The sequence below is a fragment of the Azospirillum humicireducens genome (genome assembly GCF_001639105.2).
In the GTDB taxonomy this organism is placed as follows: domain Bacteria; phylum Pseudomonadota; class Alphaproteobacteria; order Azospirillales; family Azospirillaceae; genus Azospirillum; species Azospirillum humicireducens.
Window position 1 is genome coordinate 183,840 of record NZ_CP028906.1, and the last position, 19,840, is coordinate 203,679.

Here is a 19,840-nt window from a genome sequence, read left to right on the forward strand (position 1 = left end):
GGTCTTACTTGCCCTTCTTCTTGAACATGGAGAGCATGCGCTGGGTCACGAGGAAGCCGCCGAAGATGTTGACGCTTGCCAGGATGACGGCGAGGAAGCCCATGACCTTGGAGAAGCCGAACCCGGCAGGGCCGGCGGCGACGAGCGCGCCGACGATGATGACCGACGACACGGCGTTGGTGACGGCCATCAGCGGCGAGTGCAGGGCCGGGGTGACGCGCCAGACGACGTAATAGCCGACGAAGCAGGCCAGCACGAGCACCGTCAGGCCGGTGACGAAGAAGTCGCCGTGGCCGCCGGCGGCCTCCGCGGCGGGCTGGGCCGCGTGGGCGACCTGGGAGGCCAGCTGGTCGGCCTGCTGGCTCAGCGCCGCGAGGTTCGCCTTGAGCTCGGCAATACGGGCGGACAGTTGGGTCTGGTCCATTGCGGTAAGTCTCCTCAGGCGCCCGGTCAGCCGGCGAAGGCGGGATGGACGACGGCGCCGTCGCGGGTCAGCGCGATGGCCTTGACGATCTCGTCGTCCCAGTTGACGGCCACACCGGTGTCCTTGCCATGCAGCGAGGTCAGCAGCGCCAGCAGGTTCTTGGCGTACAAGAGCGACGCGCTCTCGGCGATGCGGCTGGCGTAGTTGGCATGGCCGACGATCTTCACGCCGTTGGCCGTGGTCACCACCTCGCCCAGCTTGGCGCCCTCGACGTTGCCGCCCTGCTCAACCGCCAGATCGATGATGACCGAGCCCGGCTTCATCGACGCCACATGCTCCGCCGTCACCAGGATCGGCGCCTTGCGGCCGGGGATCAGCGCGGTGGTGATGACGATGTCCTGCTTCTTGATGTGCTCGGCGACCAATGCCGCCTGCTGGCGCTTGTAGTCGTCGGACATCTCCTTGGCATAGCCGCCGGCGGTCTCGGCCTGTTTGAACTCCTCGTTCTCGACGGCGACGAAGCTGCCGCCCAGCGACTGCACCTGCTCCTTCACCGCCGGGCGCACGTCGGTCGCCGAGACGATGGCACCGAGCCGCTTGGCGGTGGCGATGGCCTGGAGACCGGCGACGCCGACGCCCATGATGAAGGCTCTCGCCGGCGGAACGGTGCCGGCGGCGGTCATCATCATCGGGAAGGCGCGGCCATACTCGCTGGCGGCATCGACGACGGCCTTGTAGCCGGCGAGGTTGGCCTGCGAGGACAGCACGTCCATGACCTGGGCGCGGGTGATGCGCGGCATGAACTCCATGGCGAAGGCGTTCACGCCGGCATCGGCATAGGCCTTCACATGGTCGCGGCTGTTGTAGGGGTTGAGGATGGCGAACAGCAGCGCGCCCTTGCGGATAAGCGCCAGCTCGTCCTCACCGCCTTCGCCCTTTTCAATTTCTTGGGCGATCAGCGGACGCTGCACCTTCAGCACGATGTCGGCATCGGCCAGCGCCGAGGCCGCATCGGCGGCGATGGCGGCCCCCGCCGCCTCAAAGGCCGAATCGGTGATGCTGGAACCGAGGCCGGCCCCGCTCTCCACCACCACGTCCAGTCCCAAACCCTTCAGTTTCTTCACCGTTTCCGGTGAGGCGGCCACGCGAAGTTCGCCCGCACGTCGCTCCTTTGGAATGGCGACTTTCATTAGATAAGACTCCCCTGCCTCAGATACGCCGATCCCGGCATCCCCCATGGGTCATCGGCCCAGACGACGGGCATACATGCCGCATCCCTGTGGTTTTGTGAAGCCGAACCCCTTGATGGTAATACCAGCCTATACAGTGCATCGCAACAAAGGGAATGGCTGCGTGAGTCCATCGTACGATTGTTTCAGATATTAGGACAAATCAGCCACGGGCTGTTCAAATCCGCGCGGTGACCCAGGATGTACGAAGGAACAGCCGCGACGCGATGACGCAGGCGCAGCCCCGCCCCGTCCGGCCGGCGCGCATCGTCCGCTTGCCATTCCCCCCGCCCGCCGATATCGTCCCGCCCCGTTCAAGAACACCCCCATCGTTTGAGGTTTTGCCATGTCCGACGTCGGCGGCATCGCGGCTGATCGCCTGAAGTCCTTCGTCGAGCGCATCGAGCGTCTCGAAGAGGAAAAGCGCGGCCTGCAGGAAGACATCAAGGAAGTCTACGCCGAGGCGAAGGGCACCGGTTTCGACACCAAGATCATCCGTCAGATCATCCGCCTGCGGAAGATGGACAAGGCCGACCGCCAGGAGCAGGAAGCCATCCTGGAGCTGTACAAGGAAGCGCTGGGGATGGTGGAGTAAAGAGCCGGGAGAGGTGACGGCCGGTCAGTTGCAGCCGGCCATCATCAGCCCCAGCGTCTTCTCGTCCGCCTCGTCCGGCAGAACCTCGCCGACGATGTGGCCGTCGAACATCACGACGATGCGGTCGGACAGGGCGCGGATCTCGTCCAGTTCCACCGAGACCAGCAGGATGGCCTTGCCCTGGTCGCGCAGGGCCACGAGCCGGCGGTGGATGAACTCGATGGCGCCGATATCGACGCCGCGGGTCGGTTGCCCGACCAGGAGAAGGTCGGGATTGCGTTCGATCTCGCGCGCCAGCACGATCTTCTGCTGGTTGCCGCCGGAGAAATTGGCCGCCGCCAGCGTGCCGTCGCGCGGCCTGGTGTCGTAATCCTCCATCTGGCGGGCGCAATTGGCTGCGACGGCGTCGCGGTCGAGCAGCACCCGCCCGTTCCAGGCCGGATCGTCCTGGAATCCCAGGATCGAGCATTCCTCCGCCGAGAAGCCGGTGACGAGGCCGACCTTCTGCCGGTCCTCCGGCACATGGCCGACGCCCAGCCCGCGCAGGGCACGGGCGTTGAAGCGGCCGGATTGCCCGGCCAGCTCCTCCCCCCGCAGCCGGACGGAGCCGCCGGCGATCGGCCGCATGCCGGCCAGCGCCTCCAGCAGCTCGGACTGGCCGTTGCCGGACACCCCGGCGATGCCGACGATCTCGCCGGCCCGCACCGACAGGCCGACGCCCTTCACCCGCTCCACGCCCGACGGATCGCGCACCCGCAGCCCCTCGACCCGCAGCACCTCGGCCCCCGGCCTGGCCGGCGTCTTGTCGACACGCAGCAGGACCTTGCGGCCGACCATCAGCTCGGCCAGCTGTTCCCGGCTGGTGTCGCGGGTGGCGACGTTGGCTACCACCTGCCCACGCCGCATCACCGTGACGTTGTCGGTCAGCTCCATGATCTCGCGGAGCTTGTGGGTGATGATGATGACCGTCTTGCCCTGCTGGCGCAGCGCCCGCAGGATGCGGAACAGATGGTCGGCCTCCTGCGGGGTCAGCACGCCGGTCGGCTCGTCGAGGATCAGGATGTCGGCGCCGCGGTAGAGCGCCTTCAGGATCTCCACCCGCTGCTGGGCACCGACCGGCAGGTCGCCGACCGGGCTGTCGAGATCGACCTCCAGCCCATAGTCGCGGGCCAGCCGCGTCAGCTCGGTCCGGGCGCGGGCGAGGCCGCCCGACAGGGTCACCCCGCCTTCCGCCCCCAGCAGCACATTCTCCAGCACGCTGAAGGGATCGACCAGCATGAAGTGCTGGTGGACCATGCCGATGCCGGCGGCCAGCGCGTCGCGCGGCGTCCGGATGGCGGCAGGATTGCCGTTCACCCGGATCTCCCCGCCGTCGGCGCGCAGATAGCCGTAGACGATGCTCATGATCGTCGATTTGCCGGCGCCGTTCTCGCCGATCACCCCATGGATGGTTCCGGCCGGCACCGACAGCGACACGTCGCGGTTGGCATGGTTGGTGCCGAACCACTTGTTGATCGCCACCGTTTCCAGAGCGATGCCGGAACGGGCGGGCGGCGGGCTTTCCTGCATCATCGACTGACCCGGCCCCAAAGAGTGCATCAAGGCTTGTACGGCTTGACCGCCAGCGATCCGGCGATGATCTGCTTCTCGGCCTCCTCCAGCTTGGCCTCCATCTCCGGCGTGATCAGCTTGCGGTTGTGCTCGTCCAGCGCATAGCCGACACCGTCCTCCTTCAGCCCGACGACACGGTGGCCGGCCTTCCAGCTGCCCTCCTTCGCCGCCTTCATGCAGTCATAGACGACGACATCGACCCGCTTGACCATGGAGGTCAGCACCTTGCCGGGATGGACGTGGTTCTGGTTGCTGTCGACGCCGATGGCGAGCTTGCCGGCATCGGACGCCGCCTGCATCACGCCCAGGCCGGTGGCGCCCGCCGCGGCGAAGACCACGTCGGCGCCGCGGCCGAACTGGCTCTTGGCCAGCTCCGCCCCGCGGCCGGGATCGTTCCAGGCGGCCGGGGTGGTGCCGGTCATGTTGACGAACACCTCGGCGCCCGGCGTCACATGCTTCACGCCCTGCTCATAGCCGGTCAGGAAGTTGCGGATCAGCGGGATGTCCATGCCGCCGATGAAGCCGACCTTGCCGGTCTTCGACGCCAGCGCAGCCGCCATGCCGACCAGGAAGGAGCCCTCCTCCTCCTTGAAGGTGACGGATTGGACGTTGGGAGCCTCCAGCTTGTCGTCGATCAGGCAGAATTTGGTGTTGGGCGATTCCTTCGCCACCTTGTCCACCGCCGCGGTCTGCGAGAAGCCGACGGCGACGATCACCGAGGCGCCGCGGCGCACCAGCGTGCGCAGGGCCTGCTCGCGCTGCCCCTCGTTGGTGACCTCGAACTCGCGATAGGCGGTGCCGGTCTCCTTCTTGAAGCGTTCGGCGCCGTTGTAGGCGGCTTCGTTGAAGGACTTGTCGAACTTGCCGCCCTGGTCGAACACCACGGCCGGCGAGAAGTCCTGCGCCCGCGCCTGGGGCCCGACCGCAACGGCCGCCGTCATCGCCAGCATGGCGGCAAGGATACGCGTCTTCATGTCCCACCCACTCCGGATAGCCGAAACTTGACCCAAAGGATAACCGCGCCATCATTCCGCACAACAGGGAAAGCGGGCGAGATGGTGCAGCGAATCGCGGCGCCCCCGGTTGACGACGGGAACGGGGGCGTTTATCACCCCCGCCGATAGTCGTTGCATCGAACCGGTCCCGGTTTGCAGCGGCAAGCCGGCAACGGCCACAGGCTTCGGCCGCGGAAATTGGCGATTGGGTTCGGGGGGCGACGCTCGGTGGACGAAGTCTGGGTGCTCTTGCAGGGAATCGTTCTCGGATTCGCCATCGCCGCACCCGTCGGGCCGATCGGTCTGCTGTGCATCCGCCGCACCCTGCAGCACGGCCCCCTGATGGGCTTCTTCACCGGATTCGGCGCCGCGGTGGCCGACACCATCTATGGCGCCATCGCCGCCTTCGGCGTGTCGGCGGCGCTCAGCTTCCTGCGCGGGCACGAGACGGCCTTCCAGCTGATCGGCGGCATCTTCCTGCTGGTGGTGGCGGTCCGCACCTTCCGCCAGCAGCCCGACGCCGAGGAGCGGGAGGCGGCGTCCGCCCCCGACACCAAATCCTGGTTCACCGGCTTCATGACCGGCCTGTCGCTGACCTTGACCAACCCGGCGACCATCATGGCCTTCATCGCCATCTTCGCCGGTTTCGGGCTGGGCGGCACGCTGGGCCGGCTGGAGGCATCGACCCTGGTGCTGGGCGTCTTCATCGGGTCGTCGCTGTGGTGGATGACCCTGTCGATGGGCGTCGCCGCCGTGCGCCACCGCATCTCCGACCGCGGCCTGACCATGCTGAACCACTGCACCGGCGTGGCGCTCGGCGCTTTCGGCCTGTGGGCGCTCGGCATGGCCGCCACCGGCCTCGCCGGGATGGCCTGAGGCCGTCATCAGCGGGCCTTCAGCAGCCGGCCGTCGGCGTGACGGTTGGCGTCTCGCCGCCCCCCTTGCGCAGCAGATGCAGGTGCCCGGCCAGCCGCCACAGATAGAGCCCGACCAGCCCCACCAGCAGCCCGACGGTGACATAGCCGAGCAGCCGGTGGGCGAAGGGCCAGGTCGACAGCATGTAGCCGGTCCAGGCCAGCAGCGCCGTCCACAGGATCGAGCCGATACCCGAGGCCAGCGAATAGTTCAGGATCGGCATCCTGCACGCCCCGGCCGGGATCGAAATCAGGGTGCGCACACCCGGCACCGGCTGCGAGAACAGCACGGCGATGCCGCCGCGCCTGGCGAACCAGTCGGTGCTCCGCCGCACCTTCTTCGGGTCGATGGTCAACCAGGGTCCGTATTTCTTCAGAAAGGCCTCCAACCGGTCGCGGCCCATCATCCGGCTGGGCAGGAACCAGACCAGTTGCCCGGCCAGCGAGCCGAGCCCGCCGGCGATGGCGACCCCGACCAGCGTGAACTCGCCGGTCGCCGCCCCGATCCCGGCCAGCGGGATCACCGACTCGGCCGGCAGCGGCGGAAAGATCCGCGCGAGCGCCACCAGCAGGAAGATCCCGACATAGTGGAGGTGGTGCATGGTCTGCACCAGCCAGTCCGTCAATCCGCCATCCATTCCGTTCCGCCCTCCCCCACCGGCCGTCATGGCCCGCAACGGGAGAACGGCCGGCTGCGGCAGACGGTTCCCGCCTCCGTCGACAGAGGAGGATCGGGCCGTCCGGGCAGAGAGGGCGGCATTCGGCGGACGGCATTCGGCGGACGGGCCGCTCAGTCGCCGCGGCCGAAGTCCGATCCGCGCGCCGGCTCCTTGAAATAGAACATCTCGCGGTCGAAGGTGACGTCGGTCCGCGGGTTCAGCAGGGCGACCTCGGTGGTCATGCCCTGGGCATCCAGCACCCGCCACTTGCGCAGCTGGAAGGGGCGGTCCTCGAACACCAGGGTCAGGGTGCCCTTGCCGGGGTCCTTGGTCTCCAGCAGGCTGACCTCGATCACGCCGGGGGCCTGGAACACCTCGTTGACGGTCACGTCGCCCGACAGCCGGATATCCTTGCGCAGGATGAAGTCGGCCAGCGTCGATCCGATGGGAGCGCTCGACTGCTGGCGCATCTCGCCGTCCCAATAGAAGACGAAGCTGCCGTCGGCGACGATGAAATCCTTCAGCGGCCGGTCATACTCCAGCCGCATCCGGCCGGGCCGCCACAGATAGAAGGTGCCGGTCGCCTGCCGCCCGTTGGGCGCCACCTGCAGGAACTTCGACTGCAGGGTGACGATGCCGTTCAGATACTCCTCGACCTTGGCGACGACGGCCTGGTCCTGCGCCGACAGCGACACGGGCGTGGCCGGCGCGGCGACGGCGGCGGACGGAGCGAGCACGACCGGCAGCGGAGCCAGGAAGGCGGCGCACAGCAGGGCGCCAGGAAACAGAGAATGGGAGAGGCGGCGAAGCACGGTCTTCATCCTTGGTCGTTCGGATCCCGAATCCCTAATCGGGCAGTGAGGCGGACATAAGGCGTCCGCCTGCCGCTGCCAAGGATTAGCGGTGCCGGCAAAATGGCTGCTTCAAAGGGGCTTCCTCAAAGCGGCTGGCCCCGGATCATCCGCGGCAGGTCGCCGACCACACCCATGGCGTGCTTCATGAAGAAGCGCTTGACCGGCGGCAGGCGGTTGATCGCCGCCATGCCCAGGGTGCGCGCCAGCTTCAAGGGCGGAATGCTGTTGGAGAACAGGTGGACCAGCCCGTCGCACACCGCCGCCAGCAGAACGGTGTCGAAGCGGCGCCAGCGCTGGAAGCGGGCCAGCACCTCCGGCCCGCCGACGTCGAGGCCGAGACGGTGGGCGTCGACCACCACCTCGGCCAATGCCGCGACGTCGCGCATGCCCAGGTTCAGCCCCTGCCCGGCGATCGGATGGATGGCATGCGCCGCCTCCCCCACCAGGGCCAGCCGGTCAGCGACGAAGCGGTCGGCCAGCAGCACCGACAGCGGCCAGGCCTCGCGCTTGGTCAGCAGCGTGATCTCGCCGAGATAGCCGCCGGAACGCCGCTGCAGCTCGTCGATGAACTGGTCGTCGGGCAGGTTGAGATAGGTGTCGACCAGCGAGGTCTTCTCGCTCCACACGATGGAACAGCGGTTGTCGGTCATCGGCAGCACGGCGAAGGGGCCGTTGGGCAGGAAATGCTCGACCGCGACGCCCTTGTTCGGCTCGGTGTGGCGGATGGTGCAGATGATGGCGCTCTGGTCGTAGGACCAGCGCCGCACCTTGATCCCGGCGCTGTCGCGCGCCAGCGACCGCCGCCCGTCGGCGCCGACCAGCAGCCGGCCGCGCACCGTGCGCCCGTCGGCAAGCCGCACCGACACGCCGGACCGGGTGCGCTCCACCGCGGTCGCCTGGGCCGGCGCCAGATGGACCAGCCCCGGCAGTTCGGCCGCGCGGGTGAACAGGGCGCGGCGGATGTCCTTGTTGTCCAGGATCCAGCCGAAGGGCTGGTGCTTGCCCTCCATCGCCAGCTCGGTGTGGTCGTAATGGATGAACAGGGGCGAGAACTGGTCGGCGATGCGGATGTCCAGCATCGGGCCGGCCTGGTCGGCCATGTGGCGCCACACGCCCGCCGCGTCCAGCACCATCTTGGAGGCGTAGGAGATGGCGGTGGTGCGGATGTCGAAATCCTGGCCGCCCATCCGTTCCGGGCTGTCCCGGTCGATGCAGACCACCGGCACGCCGGCGCTGGCCAGCGCCGCCGCCATGGTCAGTCCGGCCAGACCGCCGCCCAGCACCACGACCTCGGTGGTGATGTCGCCACCCTGCGGCGGAACGGTCGCGTTGCCCGATTCGGTGCCCGGTACGGCCATGATGCTCGCTGCCCTCTCGCCTTCTTGCGCCTGCGCTGCGGTCGACCGGCCGGACGTGAACCTTGCCGGTGCCGCGCGCGGTGAAACAATTGTCGCACGGCGGCGTCCTGTCCAGTCTCCTGTCCCCGGCCGGCGGTCGGCATGCACCGGACAGATTGCCGCTGAGCATTTTTTGGGCAGATGCCGCCCTTTTGAGCGCCCAATCAACAGGCATATTCCCGCTGTTGCAGCGCATTTCAACCGGCACGATTCTTGTAATCGTTGCTTTTTGCGGTCGACGCGAACAGGCTTGGGCCATCGGCGGGAGGGACGGAACGGCTGACGGGCCGGACCGGAACCGCAACAAGGCGGCCACAGCCTTTATCCGCGGCCGGAACAACGCTTTAAGGGGAAGCCACATGAAACTGGTTATGGCCATCATCAAGCCGTTCAAGCTCGACGAAGTGCGCGAGGCGCTGACGTCGCTCGGGATCCAGGGCCTGACCGTCAGCGAGGTCAAGGGCTTCGGCCGCCAGAAGGGCCAGACGGAAATCTACCGCGGCGCCGAATATTCCGTGAGCTTCCTGCCCAAGGTGAAGGTCGAGGTCGCGGTGTCCGACGACCAGTATGAACAGGTGGTCGAGGCGATCCAGAAGGCCGCCAACACCGGCCGCATCGGCGACGGCAAGATCTTCGTGCTGGAGATCGCCCAGGCCGTGCGCATCCGTACCGGCGAGACCAACTCCGAGGCGCTGTAAGGCTGCCGGCCCCAAAGCTGCTGGTCATGACGGGCGCGCGTCTGCGCGCCTGTCCGCTTCTTCAGCCTGCAAACGCATCCGCCGCCAGCGTCCGGACATAGCCGCGCAGGTCGGCCGGCCAGTCCGCCGTCAGCGCGTCGAACCGCGCGCGGTCCGCAGCATAGAGCGCCCGAACCGCCTCCTCATAGCCCGGCCGGTCGCCGGCCAGCTCCAGCATGACGCGATAGGCGGCCTCCTGGGCCCGGCTCACACGGTCCTTCCCTTCGCTCCCCTTGCGCGCTTCGTCCACCAGCTTGCGCAGCGCCACCGACGCCCCGCCCGGCTGGGCGTTCAACCAATCCCAATGGCGCGGCAGCAGCGTGACCTCCCGCGCCACCACCCCCAGCTTCGGCCGCCCCGGCCCCCGCGGCGGGGGAGACAAACGCCACGCAACCTCCGCATCGCTTCCCCGCAGGTCGAGATCGACCGGCTTTCCGGTGGCATCGTCGAACACCAGCACCGGCGGTCCATCGGGTTCCGCGTCCAATGCCGCCCGCAACGCCCGCGCCACGCTCAACGCATCCCCGGCGGCAAGGCGGCACTCGCCACGAAAGGCAGTGCAGAGGGTCTCGGCGGTGACGGACATGGTCGGAACTCCGGTTGTGCGGGCGGCATTTTATCCGGGTGGAATGCGGACGTCAATATTATCCGGGTATAATGCCGGAACAGGAAAGAGTCACTCCCCCTGTGACCGTTCGGCCACCTGCCGCGCCCAAGGGTTTTGGGCGCTTGTGCCCCTTGTGCGGCGCCGATAGGATCGGTCGCTCGTAAGGCGTGGCCGTCTCCCCTGGCCGGGGTGCGGCCCCAGGGTGGGAAGAGGGTTGCGGTCGTCATGGTCTCTGCCGATTTCAGCGTGAACAGCGGTGCCGTCTTCACCGAGGCGATCGGCAACGACCGGCTCGACCTGCTGACCGACTATCCCTTCACCCGGCTGGCCAACCTGCTGGCGCCGATCACGCCGCGCGCCAACGTCGCCCCCATCCTGCTGACGGTGGGCGAGCCGCAGCACACCCCGCCCGCCATCATCGAAGAGACGCTGCGCGCCAACGGCGCCGGCTGGAACAAGTATCCGCCGGTCGGCGGCACGCCGGAGTTCCGCGCCGCGGCCGGCGACTGGCTGACCCGCCGCTACGAGCTGCCAGCCGGGCTGCTGCATGCCGACAGCTCCGTCCTGCCGCTGTCCGGCACGCGCGAGGCCCTGTTCATGCTGGCCCTGCTGGCGGTGCCGACGCGCAAGGCCGGGCGCCAGCCGGCGGTTCTGATGCCCAACCCCTTCTATGCGCCCTATGAGGGGGCCGCGGTGATGGCGGGGGCGGAGCCGGTGTTCCTGTCAGCCACCCGCGAGACCGGCTTCCTGCCCGACCTCGACGCGCTGACGCCGGAATTGCTGGAGCGCACCGCCCTCTTCTACCTCTGCACTCCCGCCAACCCGCAGGGCGCCGCCGCCTCGCCGGCCTATCTCGCCAAGGCCATCGGGCTGGCACGGCACTATGGCTTCGTGCTGGCGGTCGACGAATGCTATGCCGAGATCTGGCTGGACGCCCCGCCGGCCGGTGCGCTGCAGGTCGCGACTTCCCTGCCGCATGAGGACGGGAAGCCCTGGGCCAACCTGCTGGTCTTCCATTCGCTGTCCAAGCGGTCGAGCGCGGCCGGCCTGCGCTCCGGCTTCGTCGCCGGCGACCCGGCGCTGATCGGGCGCTTCTCCCGCCTGCGCAGCTACGGCTGCGCCGGCATGCCGCTGCCGATCCTGGCGGCCAGCACCGCGCTGTGGCGCGACGAAGCCCATGTGGAGGAGAACCGCGCCGCCTACCGCGCCAAGTTCGCGGCGGCGGAGGCGGAGCTGGGCGGGCGCTACGGCTATCAGCGGCCGGCCGGCGGCTTCTTCCTGTGGCTGGAGGTCGGCAACGGCGAGGAGGCGGCCAAGCGGCTGTGGGCGGAGGGCGCCGTCCGCGTGCTGCCCGGCGCCTATCTGTCGCGCAGCAACCCCGGCGAGCCGAACCCCGGCGACGCCTTCATCCGCGTCGCCCTGGTGCAGGACACCGACACCGTCGCCCAGGCCTGCGCGTCCATCGTCCGCATTCTCGGCTGACCGGTTCCGGCCCGTCCCGACCCCGGCCAGCCCGTCTTTTCGGTTTCTACAGCACGAGGTTTCCGCCCCATGGCCCGACCCGCCGGCCCCACCTCCGCGCGCCCCCGGCCCAGCCTGGGACGGACCGCCCCCGGCCCGCGCAAGGGGGCGCCCCGCGACGGCGCGAAGGAGCTGGGATCCAAGGATCCGGGGAAGGACCGCCTGCGCGCAGGCCGCAGCCGGCCGGAAAAGCCGCCCTTCTTCTCCCCGGCCATGCGCGCCTTCGTCGTCGCCCGCGCGCGCGAGGCGATGGGCTTCGTGCTGGGGCTGTTCGGGCTGCTGCTGATGGTGCTGCTGGGCAGCTACGACCCGCGCGACGCCTCGCTGAACTCGGTCCCCGCCGCGGCGGGCGAGACCCACAACCTGTTCGGCCCGCCCGGCGCCTATGTCGCAGACCTGCTGATCCAGTATATCGGCTGGTCCGCCTTCGTCATCGCGCTGGTGCCGATGTTCTGGGGCTGGCGGCTGGGCGCGCAGCGCAAGCTGGGCAACCCGCTGTTCCGCACCGTTCTGGCCCTGTGGGGCGTGATCCTGGTGTCGATGGCGCTGGCCAGCCTGACCGACGCCTCCAGCGATCCGCTCGCCCCGCTGCCCGGCGGCAGCATCGGCCAGATCCTGCTGCACGGCGTCGGCAACCTGTTCGGGGCCGAGCCGATGGTGGCGACGGTCGCCGCGGTCGGCGGCGGGCTGGTGCTGTTCCTGGCGGCCGGCCTGACGATCGGCGAATGGATCGCCAGCTTCCGCGCGCTCGGCCGCGGTACCGTGAACGGGGTCCATCTGATCCGCCATGGCGCCCGCAGCGGCGCCGACGCATTGCGCCGCCATGGCCGCAACGCGGCGCAGGCCGCGGTGCAGACCGCCTCCATCGCCGTGGACGACGCCCTGCGCGGCGACGGGACTCCCAAGCGGAAGGGCCCGCGCTTCGACGATGCCGTGCGCGTCGATCCGCTTCCCCCCGCCGGGTTGGACGCCGGTCCGGTGCCGGTGCCGGCCGCGCCGGCCGCCGCCGACAGGCCGCTGCGTCCGGTCCCCATCGTCACCCCGCCCAAGTCCGCCGCCTCGGAGCGCGACGCCGCCAAGGCCGACCCGCGCCAGACCCGCCTGCCGCTGGGCGAGGAGGAGGGTCCGACGGGCTACGAACTGCCGCCGCTCGACCTGCTGCAGATGCCGCCCACCGGCATCCGCGGCGAGCAGCTGGACGAGGCGGCGCTCCAGCGCAACGCCGAACAGCTGGAAGGCGTGCTGGGCGATTTCGGCGTGCGCGGCGAGATCCAGAAGGTCCATCCCGGCCCGGTCGTCACCCTTTACGAGCTGGAACCGGCCCCCGGCACGAAGTCGTCGCGCGTCATCGGGCTGGCCGACGACATCGCCCGCTCGATGAGCGCGGTGTCGGTCCGCGTCGCCGTGGTCCCCGGCCGCAACGTCATCGGCGTCGAACTGCCCAACGCCAGGCGCGAGACCGTGCTGCTGCGCGAGTTGATGGCGGCGGAAGGCTTCGACAAGCATGGCGGCAAGCTGGCGCTGGCGCTCGGCAAGGACATCGGCGGCCAGCCGGTGGTGGCCGACNCGCGCCCAAGGCGACGCGGCTGACCCTGATGGAGCTGAAGGGCCTGACCCTGCTGGAAACCCGCGAAGGCGGCGCCTGGGAGGCGCACGACCACGGTCATGATCACCCGCGTCCACGGTCCCTTCGTCTCCGACCACGAGGTCGAACAGATCGTCCGGTTCCTCAAGGCGCAGGGCGAGCCCAACTATGTCGACGCCATCCTGGAGGATGAGGAGGGCGAGGAGTCCTTCGACGACGGCGCCCTGCCCGGCACCGGCGGCGGGTCCGGCGACGACCTCTATGACAAGGCGGTGGCGGTGGTCTGCCGCGAGCGCAAGGCCTCGACCAGCTTCATCCAGCGCCAGCTGCGCATCGGCTACAACTCCGCCGCCCGCCTGATCGAGCGGATGGAGACCGAAGGGGTGGTCAGCAAGCCCAACCACTCCGGCAAGCGCGAAGTTCTGGCCCGTAACATCGACGAATGAGTGTTTTCGGGCTGGCCGTTGACAGCGGGCGGGTGCAGCACCAATATCGGGGGTAGGCGGGCCGGGGACTGCAATTCCCCGGCCCGCCCGCCCGATCTTAGTGCGTCAGAAGGTCAAGCAGCCGCTTGACGATCTCCAGCACCAGGATCAGGAGAGTGAGGATCTTCTCCATCCTCCAGCCCTCCCTTGGTACGGCGGCAGTGGCGGCCAGCCCGCCACTGCGTCCGCTGGGGGACTATGGCGCAGGCAGTTGCGTCCGCAAACGGGAAACACACGCAAGCGTGTTCTTTTGCTGATTGCAGGCAGCGCTGCCGGCATGATGCTTCGCGTCAGCGCCGCACTGGCACCAGCGATCCCAGCAGGAACAGCGCGGCGGCGGCCACCACCACGCTCGGCCCACCCGGCAGATCCCAGTTCAGCGACGCCAGCAGCCCGGCGACCACCGCCACCACACCCAGGACCGAGGCCAACGCCGCCATGCCTTCCGGTGTGCGGGCGAAGCGGCGGGCAGCGGCGGCAGGAATGATCAGCAGCGAGGTGATCAGCAGGATGCCGACGATCTTCATGGCGATGGCGATCACCAGCGCGATCAGCAGCATGAAGGCCAGCCGCAGCGCATCGACCGGCATGCCCTCCACCCGCGCCAGATCCTCGTCCACCGTCACCGCCAGCAGCCGGCGCCACAGCAGCGCCAGCCCGGTCAGCGCCACCGCGCCACCGCCATAGATCGCCATCAGGTCGCCGTCGGTCACCGACAGGATGTCGCCGAACAGATAGGCCATCAGATCGACGCGCAAGGTCTCCAGAAAGGCCAGGGCCACCAGCCCCAGCGACAGCGAGCCATGCGACAGGATGCCCAGCAGCGTGTCGGCCGCGAGATGGCGCCGCCGCTGCAAGGCCACCAGAGCCAGGGCCAGCGTCACGCAGACCACCATCACGCCGATCATCGGGTTGACGCCCAGCAGGAAGCCCAGCGTCACCCCCAGCAGGGCGGAATGGGACAGCGTGTCGCCGAAATAGGCCATGCGCCGCCACACCACGAAGGAGCCCAGCGGCCCGGCCAGCAGGGCGATGCCACCGCCGGCCAGCAGGGCGCGGATCACGAACTCATCCATGGCAGCAGCCCCCGTCATGGTCGGGCACGACCTTGCCGTCCTCGGCATGGGCATGGTCGTGGTGATGGACATAAACGGCGAGGTCGCGGGCGTGGCCGCCGAACAGGGCATGGTATTCCGGGTGCCGGCTGACATCCTCCGGCCGACCGGAACAGCAGACATGGGCGTTCAGGCAGATCACCCGGTCGGTGCGCGCCATCACCGTGTGCAGGTCGTGACTGACCAGCAGCACGCCGCAGCCGCGCCGCTGGCGCACCTGGGCGATGCGGTTGAACAGCTCCGCCTGTCCATGCACGTCCACCGCCTGATCGGGCTCGTCGAGCACCAGCAGGTCCGGTTCGCCCAGCAGGGCGCGGGCCAGCAGCACCCGCTGCATCTCGCCGCCGGAAATCGTCTGTATCGCCGAGTCGGCCAACCGCGCCACCCCGGCCTCCTCCAACGCCGCCTCCACCCGGTCGGCGGCCACCGGCCGCCAGAGCTTCAGGAACCGGCGGACCGTCAGCGGCAGCGTCTGATCCACCGACAGCTTCTGCGGCATGTAGCCGATGCGCAGGTTCGGGCGCCGCAGCACCCGCCCGCCGTCGGGCGCCACCAGCCCCAGAACGGCACGCACCAGCGTCGTCTTGCCGGCGCCGTTGGGGCCGATCAGCGTCACCACCTCCCCCGGCTGGACGGCGACGTTGACGCGGTCCAGCACGGTGCGGCGGCCGAAGCGGACGGTCAGATCCTCGGTCCAGGCGAGCGGGCCGGCAAAGAGCGCGGAGGCATCACGGCGTGTGTGGGGTGTTGACATGTTACGTTATAACGTGACACCAAAGTGAAACTGGCTTCCCTATGCGCTGAAACCAGCAGCCTGTCCAGCAAGTCGAGAGGATCCCTCCCATGCGCCGATTCGCGCTGTCCGCCATCCTGACCGCCGCCCTCGCCGCCGCAACCGCGCTGCCGGCCCAGGCCGAGGTGCCGAAGGTGGTGGTGTCGATCAAGCCGATCCATTCCCTGGTCGCCTCGGTCATGCATGGGGTGGGCGACCCGGCCCTGCTGGTGCGCGGCGGCGCATCGCCGCACAGCTACACGATGAAGCCGTCGGACGCGAAGGCGCTGTCGGCCGCCGATCTGGTGGTCTGGGTCGGGCCGGAGTTGGAGAGCTTCCTGGAAAAGCCGCTGAAGGCCAACGCGCCCAAGGCGACGCGGCTGACCCTGATGGAGCTGAAGGGCCTGACCCTGCTGGAAACCCGCGAAGGCGGCGCCTGGGAGGCGCACGACCACGGTCATGAAGCGGGCCACAAGGGCCATGACCATAAGCACGAGCATAAAGGCCACGATCATGCCGAGGAGCATGAGGAGCTGAACAGCCACATCTGGCTCGATCCCGCCAACGCCCGCGCCATCGTCAAGGCCGTGGCGGAGGCGCTTGCCGCCAAGGATCCGGCCGATGCGGAGGCCTTCCGCACCAACGCCGAGCGCACCCTGCAGCAGCTCGACGCGCTGGATGCGGAGCTGAAGGCCACGCTGGCGCCGGTGAAGGACAAGCCCTTCGTCGTCTTCCACGACGCCTACCAGTATTTCGAGGCGCGCTACGACCTGTCGGCGGTCGGCTCCATCACCGTCAGCCCGGACCGCCGCCCGTCGGCCAAGCGGCTGTCGGCGATCCGCGCCAAGATCGGCGGGCTGGGTGCCGCCTGCGTCTTCGCCGAACCGCAGTTCGAACCGGCCCTGGTCCAGACGGTGGTGGAGGGCACCAAGGCCAGGACCGGCGTGCTCGACCCCGAGGGTGCCGGGTTGCCGGAGGGCGAGGCGCTCTACCCCACCCTGCTGCGCAACCTCGCCGCATCGCTGCGCGGCTGCCTTGGCGCTTAAGCCCCGGCCGGGCCTGTGCTAAACCGCTGGAAGGGCGGGAAGGCCGGCCGGCAGAGCTGAACAGAGGATGGGCGTCATGAAGATCGGTGTCGTCGGGTGCGCGGGGCGCATGGGGCAGATGCTGGTGCGCGAGATCGCGGCGACCGCGGGCTGCACGCTGGCCGGCGGGACCGAACGGGTGGGCGGCCCGGCTCTGGGCAAGGATCTGGGCGTGCTGGCCGGGCTCGACCCGCTGGGCGTGACCGCAATCGACGATCCGGTCGCGCTGTTCGCGGAGGCCGACGCGGTGATCGACTTCACCAGCCCGGAATCGACGGAGCGGCACGCCGCGCTGGCCGCCCAGTCGGAAACGGTGCTGGTCGTCGGCACCACCGGCCTGAACCCGTCGCAGCAGGCGGCCATCGCTACCGCGGCCACCCACACGGCCATCGTCCAGTCGCCGAACATGTCGCTGGGCGTCAACCTGCTGCTGGCTTTGGTGGAGCAGGTCGCCCACACGCTGGGCGACGATTTCGACATCGACATCCTGGAGATGCACCACCGCCGCAAGGTGGACGCGCCGTCGGGCACCGCGCTGGGTCTCGGCCATGCCGCGGCGGCCGGGCGCGGGGTCAAGCTGGAGGATGTCTGGCAGAAGGTCCGCGACGGCCACACCGGCGCCCGGCCGCGCGGCGAGATCGGCTTCGCCACCCTGCGCGGCGGCGACGTCATCGGCGACCACACCGTGATGTTCGCCGGCGAGGGCGAGCGGATCGAGCTGACCCACAAGGCGTCGGGCCGCCAGATCTACGCCAAGGGCGCCGTCCGCGCCGCCCTGTGGGCGCAGGACAAGACACCGGGCCTCTACAGCATGCGGGACGTGCTGGGTCTCTGAAGGTTGAAGGGGCGGCGGCTGAGACCACCTCGTTCAGCCGTCATCCCCGCGAAGGCGGGGAACCAGGGGCCAGCGCCGCCNTTCGAACACCTTGGGGGGTACGGGCGCCGGTCCTACACCCCCGCCCCTTCCCGCGTCAGCACCGCCAGGAAGGCGTCGACGACGCGCGGGTCGAAATGGCTGCCCGACTCGGCACGCAGCAGATCCAGCACTTCGGCAATGTCCCACGCCTTCTTGTAGGGGCGGCGGTGCAGCAGCGCATCGAAGACGTCGGCGACGGCGACGATGCGGCCGGCGAGCGGAATGGCGTCGCCCGCCAGCCCGCGCGGATAGCCGCTGCCGTCGAACTTCTCGTGATGGCTTTCGGCGATCTCCGCACCCATCGACAGGCAGCCGCGGCGGTCGCCGCCGCAGGCGTCGCGCAGGATGCTGCCGCCGATGGACGCGTGCTCGCGCATCACCGTCATCTCCGCCTCGTCCAGCCGTCCGGGCTTGCGCAGGATGGCATCCGGGATGGCGACCTTGCCCACGTCATGCAGCACGCTGGCCAGCCCGATGGTGTCGCAGAACCAGCTGTCCAGCTCGTGGGGAAATTCGCCGCGGGCGTGCAGTTCGCGCGCGATCGCCGTCGCCCAGCGGCCGAGCCGCTTCACATGGTCGCCGGTGACCTCGTCCTTGTATTCGGCCAGCTTGCCGAGCGCATGGACGGTGGCGACCTGCGCCTCGTTCAGCCGCTCGTAGAGCCGCAGATTGTCCAGCCCCACCGCCGCCTTGGTGCAGAGCAGCTCCAGCAACGGCCGGTCGCCCTCGGCAAACGGACCGCCGAGCAGGCAAAGCGCCAACGGCGCCACATCGCGGCCGCGCAGGACGGCCACGCCGTGCCGCACTCCCCAGCGCACCTGCCCGTCGGTCAATGCGGCGGCGATGTCGGCCACGGCCTCCGCCGGCAGATCGGTCGGCAGCCCGGCCTCGGCGAGGACGGCGACGCCCCCCTCCTCGCCGGCCCCGCACAGCAGGGCGGCGGTGGCGTCGCTCACCAGGGCGGACGCCCGTCCCACCAGACCGGCAAGGAACTGGGGCCGCGAGCGCAGGCCGGCCAGATGGACGGCCGCCTCCATCACCCGCTCCAACCCCTGCCGGCCGCGTTCGATGGTCGCGATGTGCTGGTAGGAGCGCAGAGCCGCGACGGCGGCGGTGTAGAGCTTCTGCGCCGTCAGCTCGCTCTTGGCCTTGTAGTCGTTGATATCGTAGGCGGCGATCACCTTGCGNGGCGGCGATCCCCGGATTTTCGGCCAGCAGTGACCGCGCCTGCCGCGCGGTGTAGGCGGAGAGGAAGCGGACAGGCCGCTCCTCGAACGTCATTTCGCCCAGGACGACGCGGGTGATGGCGTGCACCTCGTGGTCGTCGTCGACGATCAGGATCTGCCAGGGCGGATTCTGCCGGCCGCCGGCCGCATCGGCGGTCTCGGCGGCGAACTCCAGCACGTCCCCGGCGGGCTGCCGCCGGTCCTGTTCCGCCATCTCGCCCCTGTCGCAGCCGTCGGCCATCACCGCCCCCGCGGATCGATTCGCTTCCGCCGGATCCATGAAGGTTACCGACGCGTGCATCCCCCTGATTGCCGACAATTTTCCGTGAAGTTATCTTGTTTTGTCAACAAATCGCCGACTGTGCGCGTGTGTCGCGCGATCCCCGTGCCCATCGCCTGAGCCGGCTGTCGTCTCAGGCCGTCCGCTTCCAGGCGACGGTCAGCAGTCCGGCCCCCATCAGCAGCGACCCGCCGACCCGGTTGACCGTACGCTGCACCGACGGCGTGCGCACCGCGCGCCGCGCCGCCGAGGCCAGCAGGGCATAAGCGGCGGCGTTCAGCGTCGCCAGCACCAGGAAGGTCGCCTCCATCACCACCATCTGCTCGGCCAAGGGCCGGCCGGGATCGAGGAACTGCGGCAGGAAGGCGACGAAGAAGACGATGCTCTTGGGATTCAGCGCGGTGACGGCATAGGTGTGCAGCATCATGCGCCAGGGCCGCACCGCCGACTCGTCGGCCACCGTCTCGGCGGTCCTGACCGGCGCCCGCCACAGTTTGATGCCGAGATAGACCAGATAGGCGGCGCCTGCCCATTTCAGCAGGGTGAACAGCGCCGCCGAGGTCGACAGCAGCACCCCCAGCCCCAGCATCGAGGCGGTCATCGCGGTGAAGTCGCCCAGCGCCACCCCCGCCACGGTCGCCATGGCCGACTTCCGTCCGTGGCCCAGCGCGTAGGAGACGACGATCAGCACCGTCGGCCCCGGGATCATCAGCATGACGGCGGAGGCGGCGGCGAAGGCGAGCCACAGGTCGGGGGACATCGGACGGGTCTCCGGTTAAGGCCAGGAACCCGTCAATCAATCCACAGCACTGCGGCCCGCGCAATGGGTCACT

The 19,840-nt window shown here is 69.3% G+C and carries 20 protein-coding genes; 8 read left to right on the plus strand and 12 right to left on the minus strand.

Features of this window, described 5'->3' with window-relative positions:
- Positions 1-4: 4 nt before the first annotated feature.
- Positions 5-424: an NAD(P) transhydrogenase subunit alpha part 2 gene (locus A6A40_RS25285; protein WP_108548634.1), complete on the minus strand. Its 420-nt coding sequence runs from the start codon at positions 422-424 to the stop codon at positions 5-7.
- Positions 425-450: 26 nt separating this feature from the next.
- Complete coding sequence (locus A6A40_RS25290) at positions 451-1,614, minus strand: Re/Si-specific NAD(P)(+) transhydrogenase subunit alpha (protein WP_108548635.1); 1,164 nt, start codon at positions 1,612-1,614, stop codon at positions 451-453.
- Positions 1,615-1,999: 385 nt separating this feature from the next.
- On the opposite strand from A6A40_RS25290, the gene A6A40_RS25295 reads away from it, so the two are divergent.
- A complete protein-coding gene (locus tag A6A40_RS25295; protein ID WP_012973951.1) occupies positions 2,000-2,248 on the plus strand; it encodes a DUF2312 domain-containing protein in 249 nt (82 codons plus the stop codon).
- Positions 2,249-2,272: 24 nt separating this feature from the next.
- On the opposite strand, the gene A6A40_RS25300 is transcribed toward A6A40_RS25295, so the two are convergent.
- Together A6A40_RS25300 and A6A40_RS25305 are read right to left on the minus strand one after the other, a co-directional pair.
- Positions 2,273-3,820: an ABC transporter ATP-binding protein gene (locus tag A6A40_RS25300; RefSeq protein WP_108548636.1), complete on the minus strand. Its 1,548-nt coding sequence runs from the start codon at positions 3,818-3,820 to the stop codon at positions 2,273-2,275.
- A gap of 26 nt (positions 3,821-3,846) precedes the next feature.
- Complete coding sequence (locus A6A40_RS25305; protein ID WP_108548637.1) at positions 3,847-4,833, minus strand: BMP family lipoprotein; 987 nt, start codon at positions 4,831-4,833, stop codon at positions 3,847-3,849.
- 249 nt (positions 4,834-5,082) lie between these two features.
- Between A6A40_RS25305 and A6A40_RS25310 the strand changes: the two genes are divergently transcribed.
- Positions 5,083-5,730 carry a LysE family translocator gene (locus tag A6A40_RS25310; protein WP_108548638.1) on the plus strand — a complete coding sequence of 216 codons (648 nt, stop codon included), beginning with the start codon at positions 5,083-5,085 and terminating at the stop codon, positions 5,728-5,730.
- Positions 5,731-5,749: 19 nt separating this feature from the next.
- Here A6A40_RS25310 and A6A40_RS25315 read toward each other — a convergent pair whose 3' ends face one another.
- The 3 genes from A6A40_RS25315 to A6A40_RS25325 all read right to left on the minus strand — a co-directional run bounded on the left by A6A40_RS25315 (position 5,750) and on the right by A6A40_RS25325 (position 8,639).
- The gene (locus A6A40_RS25315) at positions 5,750-6,406 is read right to left on the minus strand and encodes a DedA family protein (RefSeq protein WP_108548639.1); all 657 of its coding nucleotides are present in this window, start codon (positions 6,404-6,406) and stop codon (positions 5,750-5,752) included.
- Between the two features lie 152 nt (positions 6,407-6,558).
- The gene (locus tag A6A40_RS25320; RefSeq protein WP_108548640.1) at positions 6,559-7,248 is read right to left on the minus strand and encodes a LolA family protein; all 690 of its coding nucleotides are present in this window, start codon (positions 7,246-7,248) and stop codon (positions 6,559-6,561) included.
- 116 nt (positions 7,249-7,364) lie between these two features.
- On the minus strand, positions 7,365-8,639 hold the full coding sequence (locus tag A6A40_RS25325; RefSeq protein ID WP_108548641.1) for a UbiH/UbiF/VisC/COQ6 family ubiquinone biosynthesis hydroxylase: 1,275 nt from the start codon (positions 8,637-8,639) through the stop codon (positions 7,365-7,367).
- A 398-nt stretch (positions 8,640-9,037) separates the two neighbouring features.
- On the opposite strand from A6A40_RS25325, the gene glnK reads away from it, so the two are divergent.
- Positions 9,038-9,376 carry a P-II family nitrogen regulator gene (glnK, locus tag A6A40_RS25330; RefSeq protein WP_014189833.1) on the plus strand — a complete coding sequence of 113 codons (339 nt, stop codon included), beginning with the start codon at positions 9,038-9,040 and terminating at the stop codon, positions 9,374-9,376.
- 61 nt (positions 9,377-9,437) lie between these two features.
- On the opposite strand, the gene A6A40_RS25335 is transcribed toward glnK, so the two are convergent.
- Positions 9,438-10,001 (minus strand): DUF2239 family protein, encoded by a 564-nt coding sequence (locus tag A6A40_RS25335; protein WP_108548642.1) that lies wholly within the window; start codon positions 9,999-10,001, stop codon positions 9,438-9,440.
- Positions 10,002-10,247: 246 nt separating this feature from the next.
- On the opposite strand from A6A40_RS25335, the gene A6A40_RS25340 reads away from it, so the two are divergent.
- The 3 genes from A6A40_RS25340 (at position 10,248) to A6A40_RS25350 (ending at position 13,574) form a co-directional block, all read left to right on the plus strand.
- Positions 10,248-11,504: an aminotransferase class I/II-fold pyridoxal phosphate-dependent enzyme gene (locus A6A40_RS25340; protein WP_108548643.1), complete on the plus strand. Its 1,257-nt coding sequence runs from the start codon at positions 10,248-10,250 to the stop codon at positions 11,502-11,504.
- A 69-nt stretch (positions 11,505-11,573) separates the two neighbouring features.
- Positions 11,574-13,109, plus strand: a 1,536-nt coding sequence (locus A6A40_RS25345) for a DNA translocase FtsK (protein WP_174718556.1), incomplete at its 3' end; no start/stop codon positions are given.
- Positions 13,110-13,208: 99 nt separating this feature from the next.
- Positions 13,209-13,574, plus strand: coding sequence for a DNA translocase FtsK (locus A6A40_RS25350; protein WP_418208635.1), 366 nt, complete (start codon positions 13,209-13,211; stop codon positions 13,572-13,574).
- A 329-nt stretch (positions 13,575-13,903) separates the two neighbouring features.
- Here A6A40_RS25350 and znuB read toward each other — a convergent pair whose 3' ends face one another.
- Positions 13,904-14,689 (minus strand): zinc ABC transporter permease subunit ZnuB, encoded by a 786-nt coding sequence (znuB, locus tag A6A40_RS25355; protein ID WP_108548644.1) that lies wholly within the window; start codon positions 14,687-14,689, stop codon positions 13,904-13,906.
- Positions 14,682-15,482, minus strand: a complete 801-nt coding sequence (znuC, locus tag A6A40_RS25360; RefSeq protein ID WP_236784029.1) for a zinc ABC transporter ATP-binding protein ZnuC — start codon at positions 15,480-15,482, stop codon at positions 14,682-14,684. The genes znuB and znuC overlap by 8 nt, the downstream gene beginning before the upstream one ends.
- 89 nt (positions 15,483-15,571) lie before the next feature.
- Between znuC and znuA the strand changes: the two genes are divergently transcribed.
- Together znuA and dapB are read left to right on the plus strand one after the other, a co-directional pair.
- Positions 15,572-16,546 (plus strand): zinc ABC transporter substrate-binding protein ZnuA, encoded by a 975-nt coding sequence (znuA, locus tag A6A40_RS25365; RefSeq protein WP_108548645.1) that lies wholly within the window; start codon positions 15,572-15,574, stop codon positions 16,544-16,546.
- 76 nt (positions 16,547-16,622) lie between these two features.
- Positions 16,623-17,420 carry a 4-hydroxy-tetrahydrodipicolinate reductase gene (gene dapB, locus A6A40_RS25370; RefSeq protein WP_108548969.1) on the plus strand — a complete coding sequence of 266 codons (798 nt, stop codon included), beginning with the start codon at positions 16,623-16,625 and terminating at the stop codon, positions 17,418-17,420.
- A 113-nt stretch (positions 17,421-17,533) separates the two neighbouring features.
- Here the strand turns inward: dapB and A6A40_RS25375 are convergent.
- Together A6A40_RS25375 and A6A40_RS25380 are read right to left on the minus strand one after the other, a co-directional pair.
- Positions 17,534-18,688: HD-GYP domain-containing protein (locus A6A40_RS25375; protein ID WP_236784030.1), on the minus strand; the 1,155-nt coding region annotated here is incomplete at its 5' end.
- Positions 18,689-19,140: 452 nt separating this feature from the next.
- On the minus strand, positions 19,141-19,767 hold the full coding sequence (locus A6A40_RS25380; protein WP_108548646.1) for a LysE family translocator: 627 nt from the start codon (positions 19,765-19,767) through the stop codon (positions 19,141-19,143).
- Between the last annotated feature and the right edge of the window lie 73 nt (positions 19,768-19,840).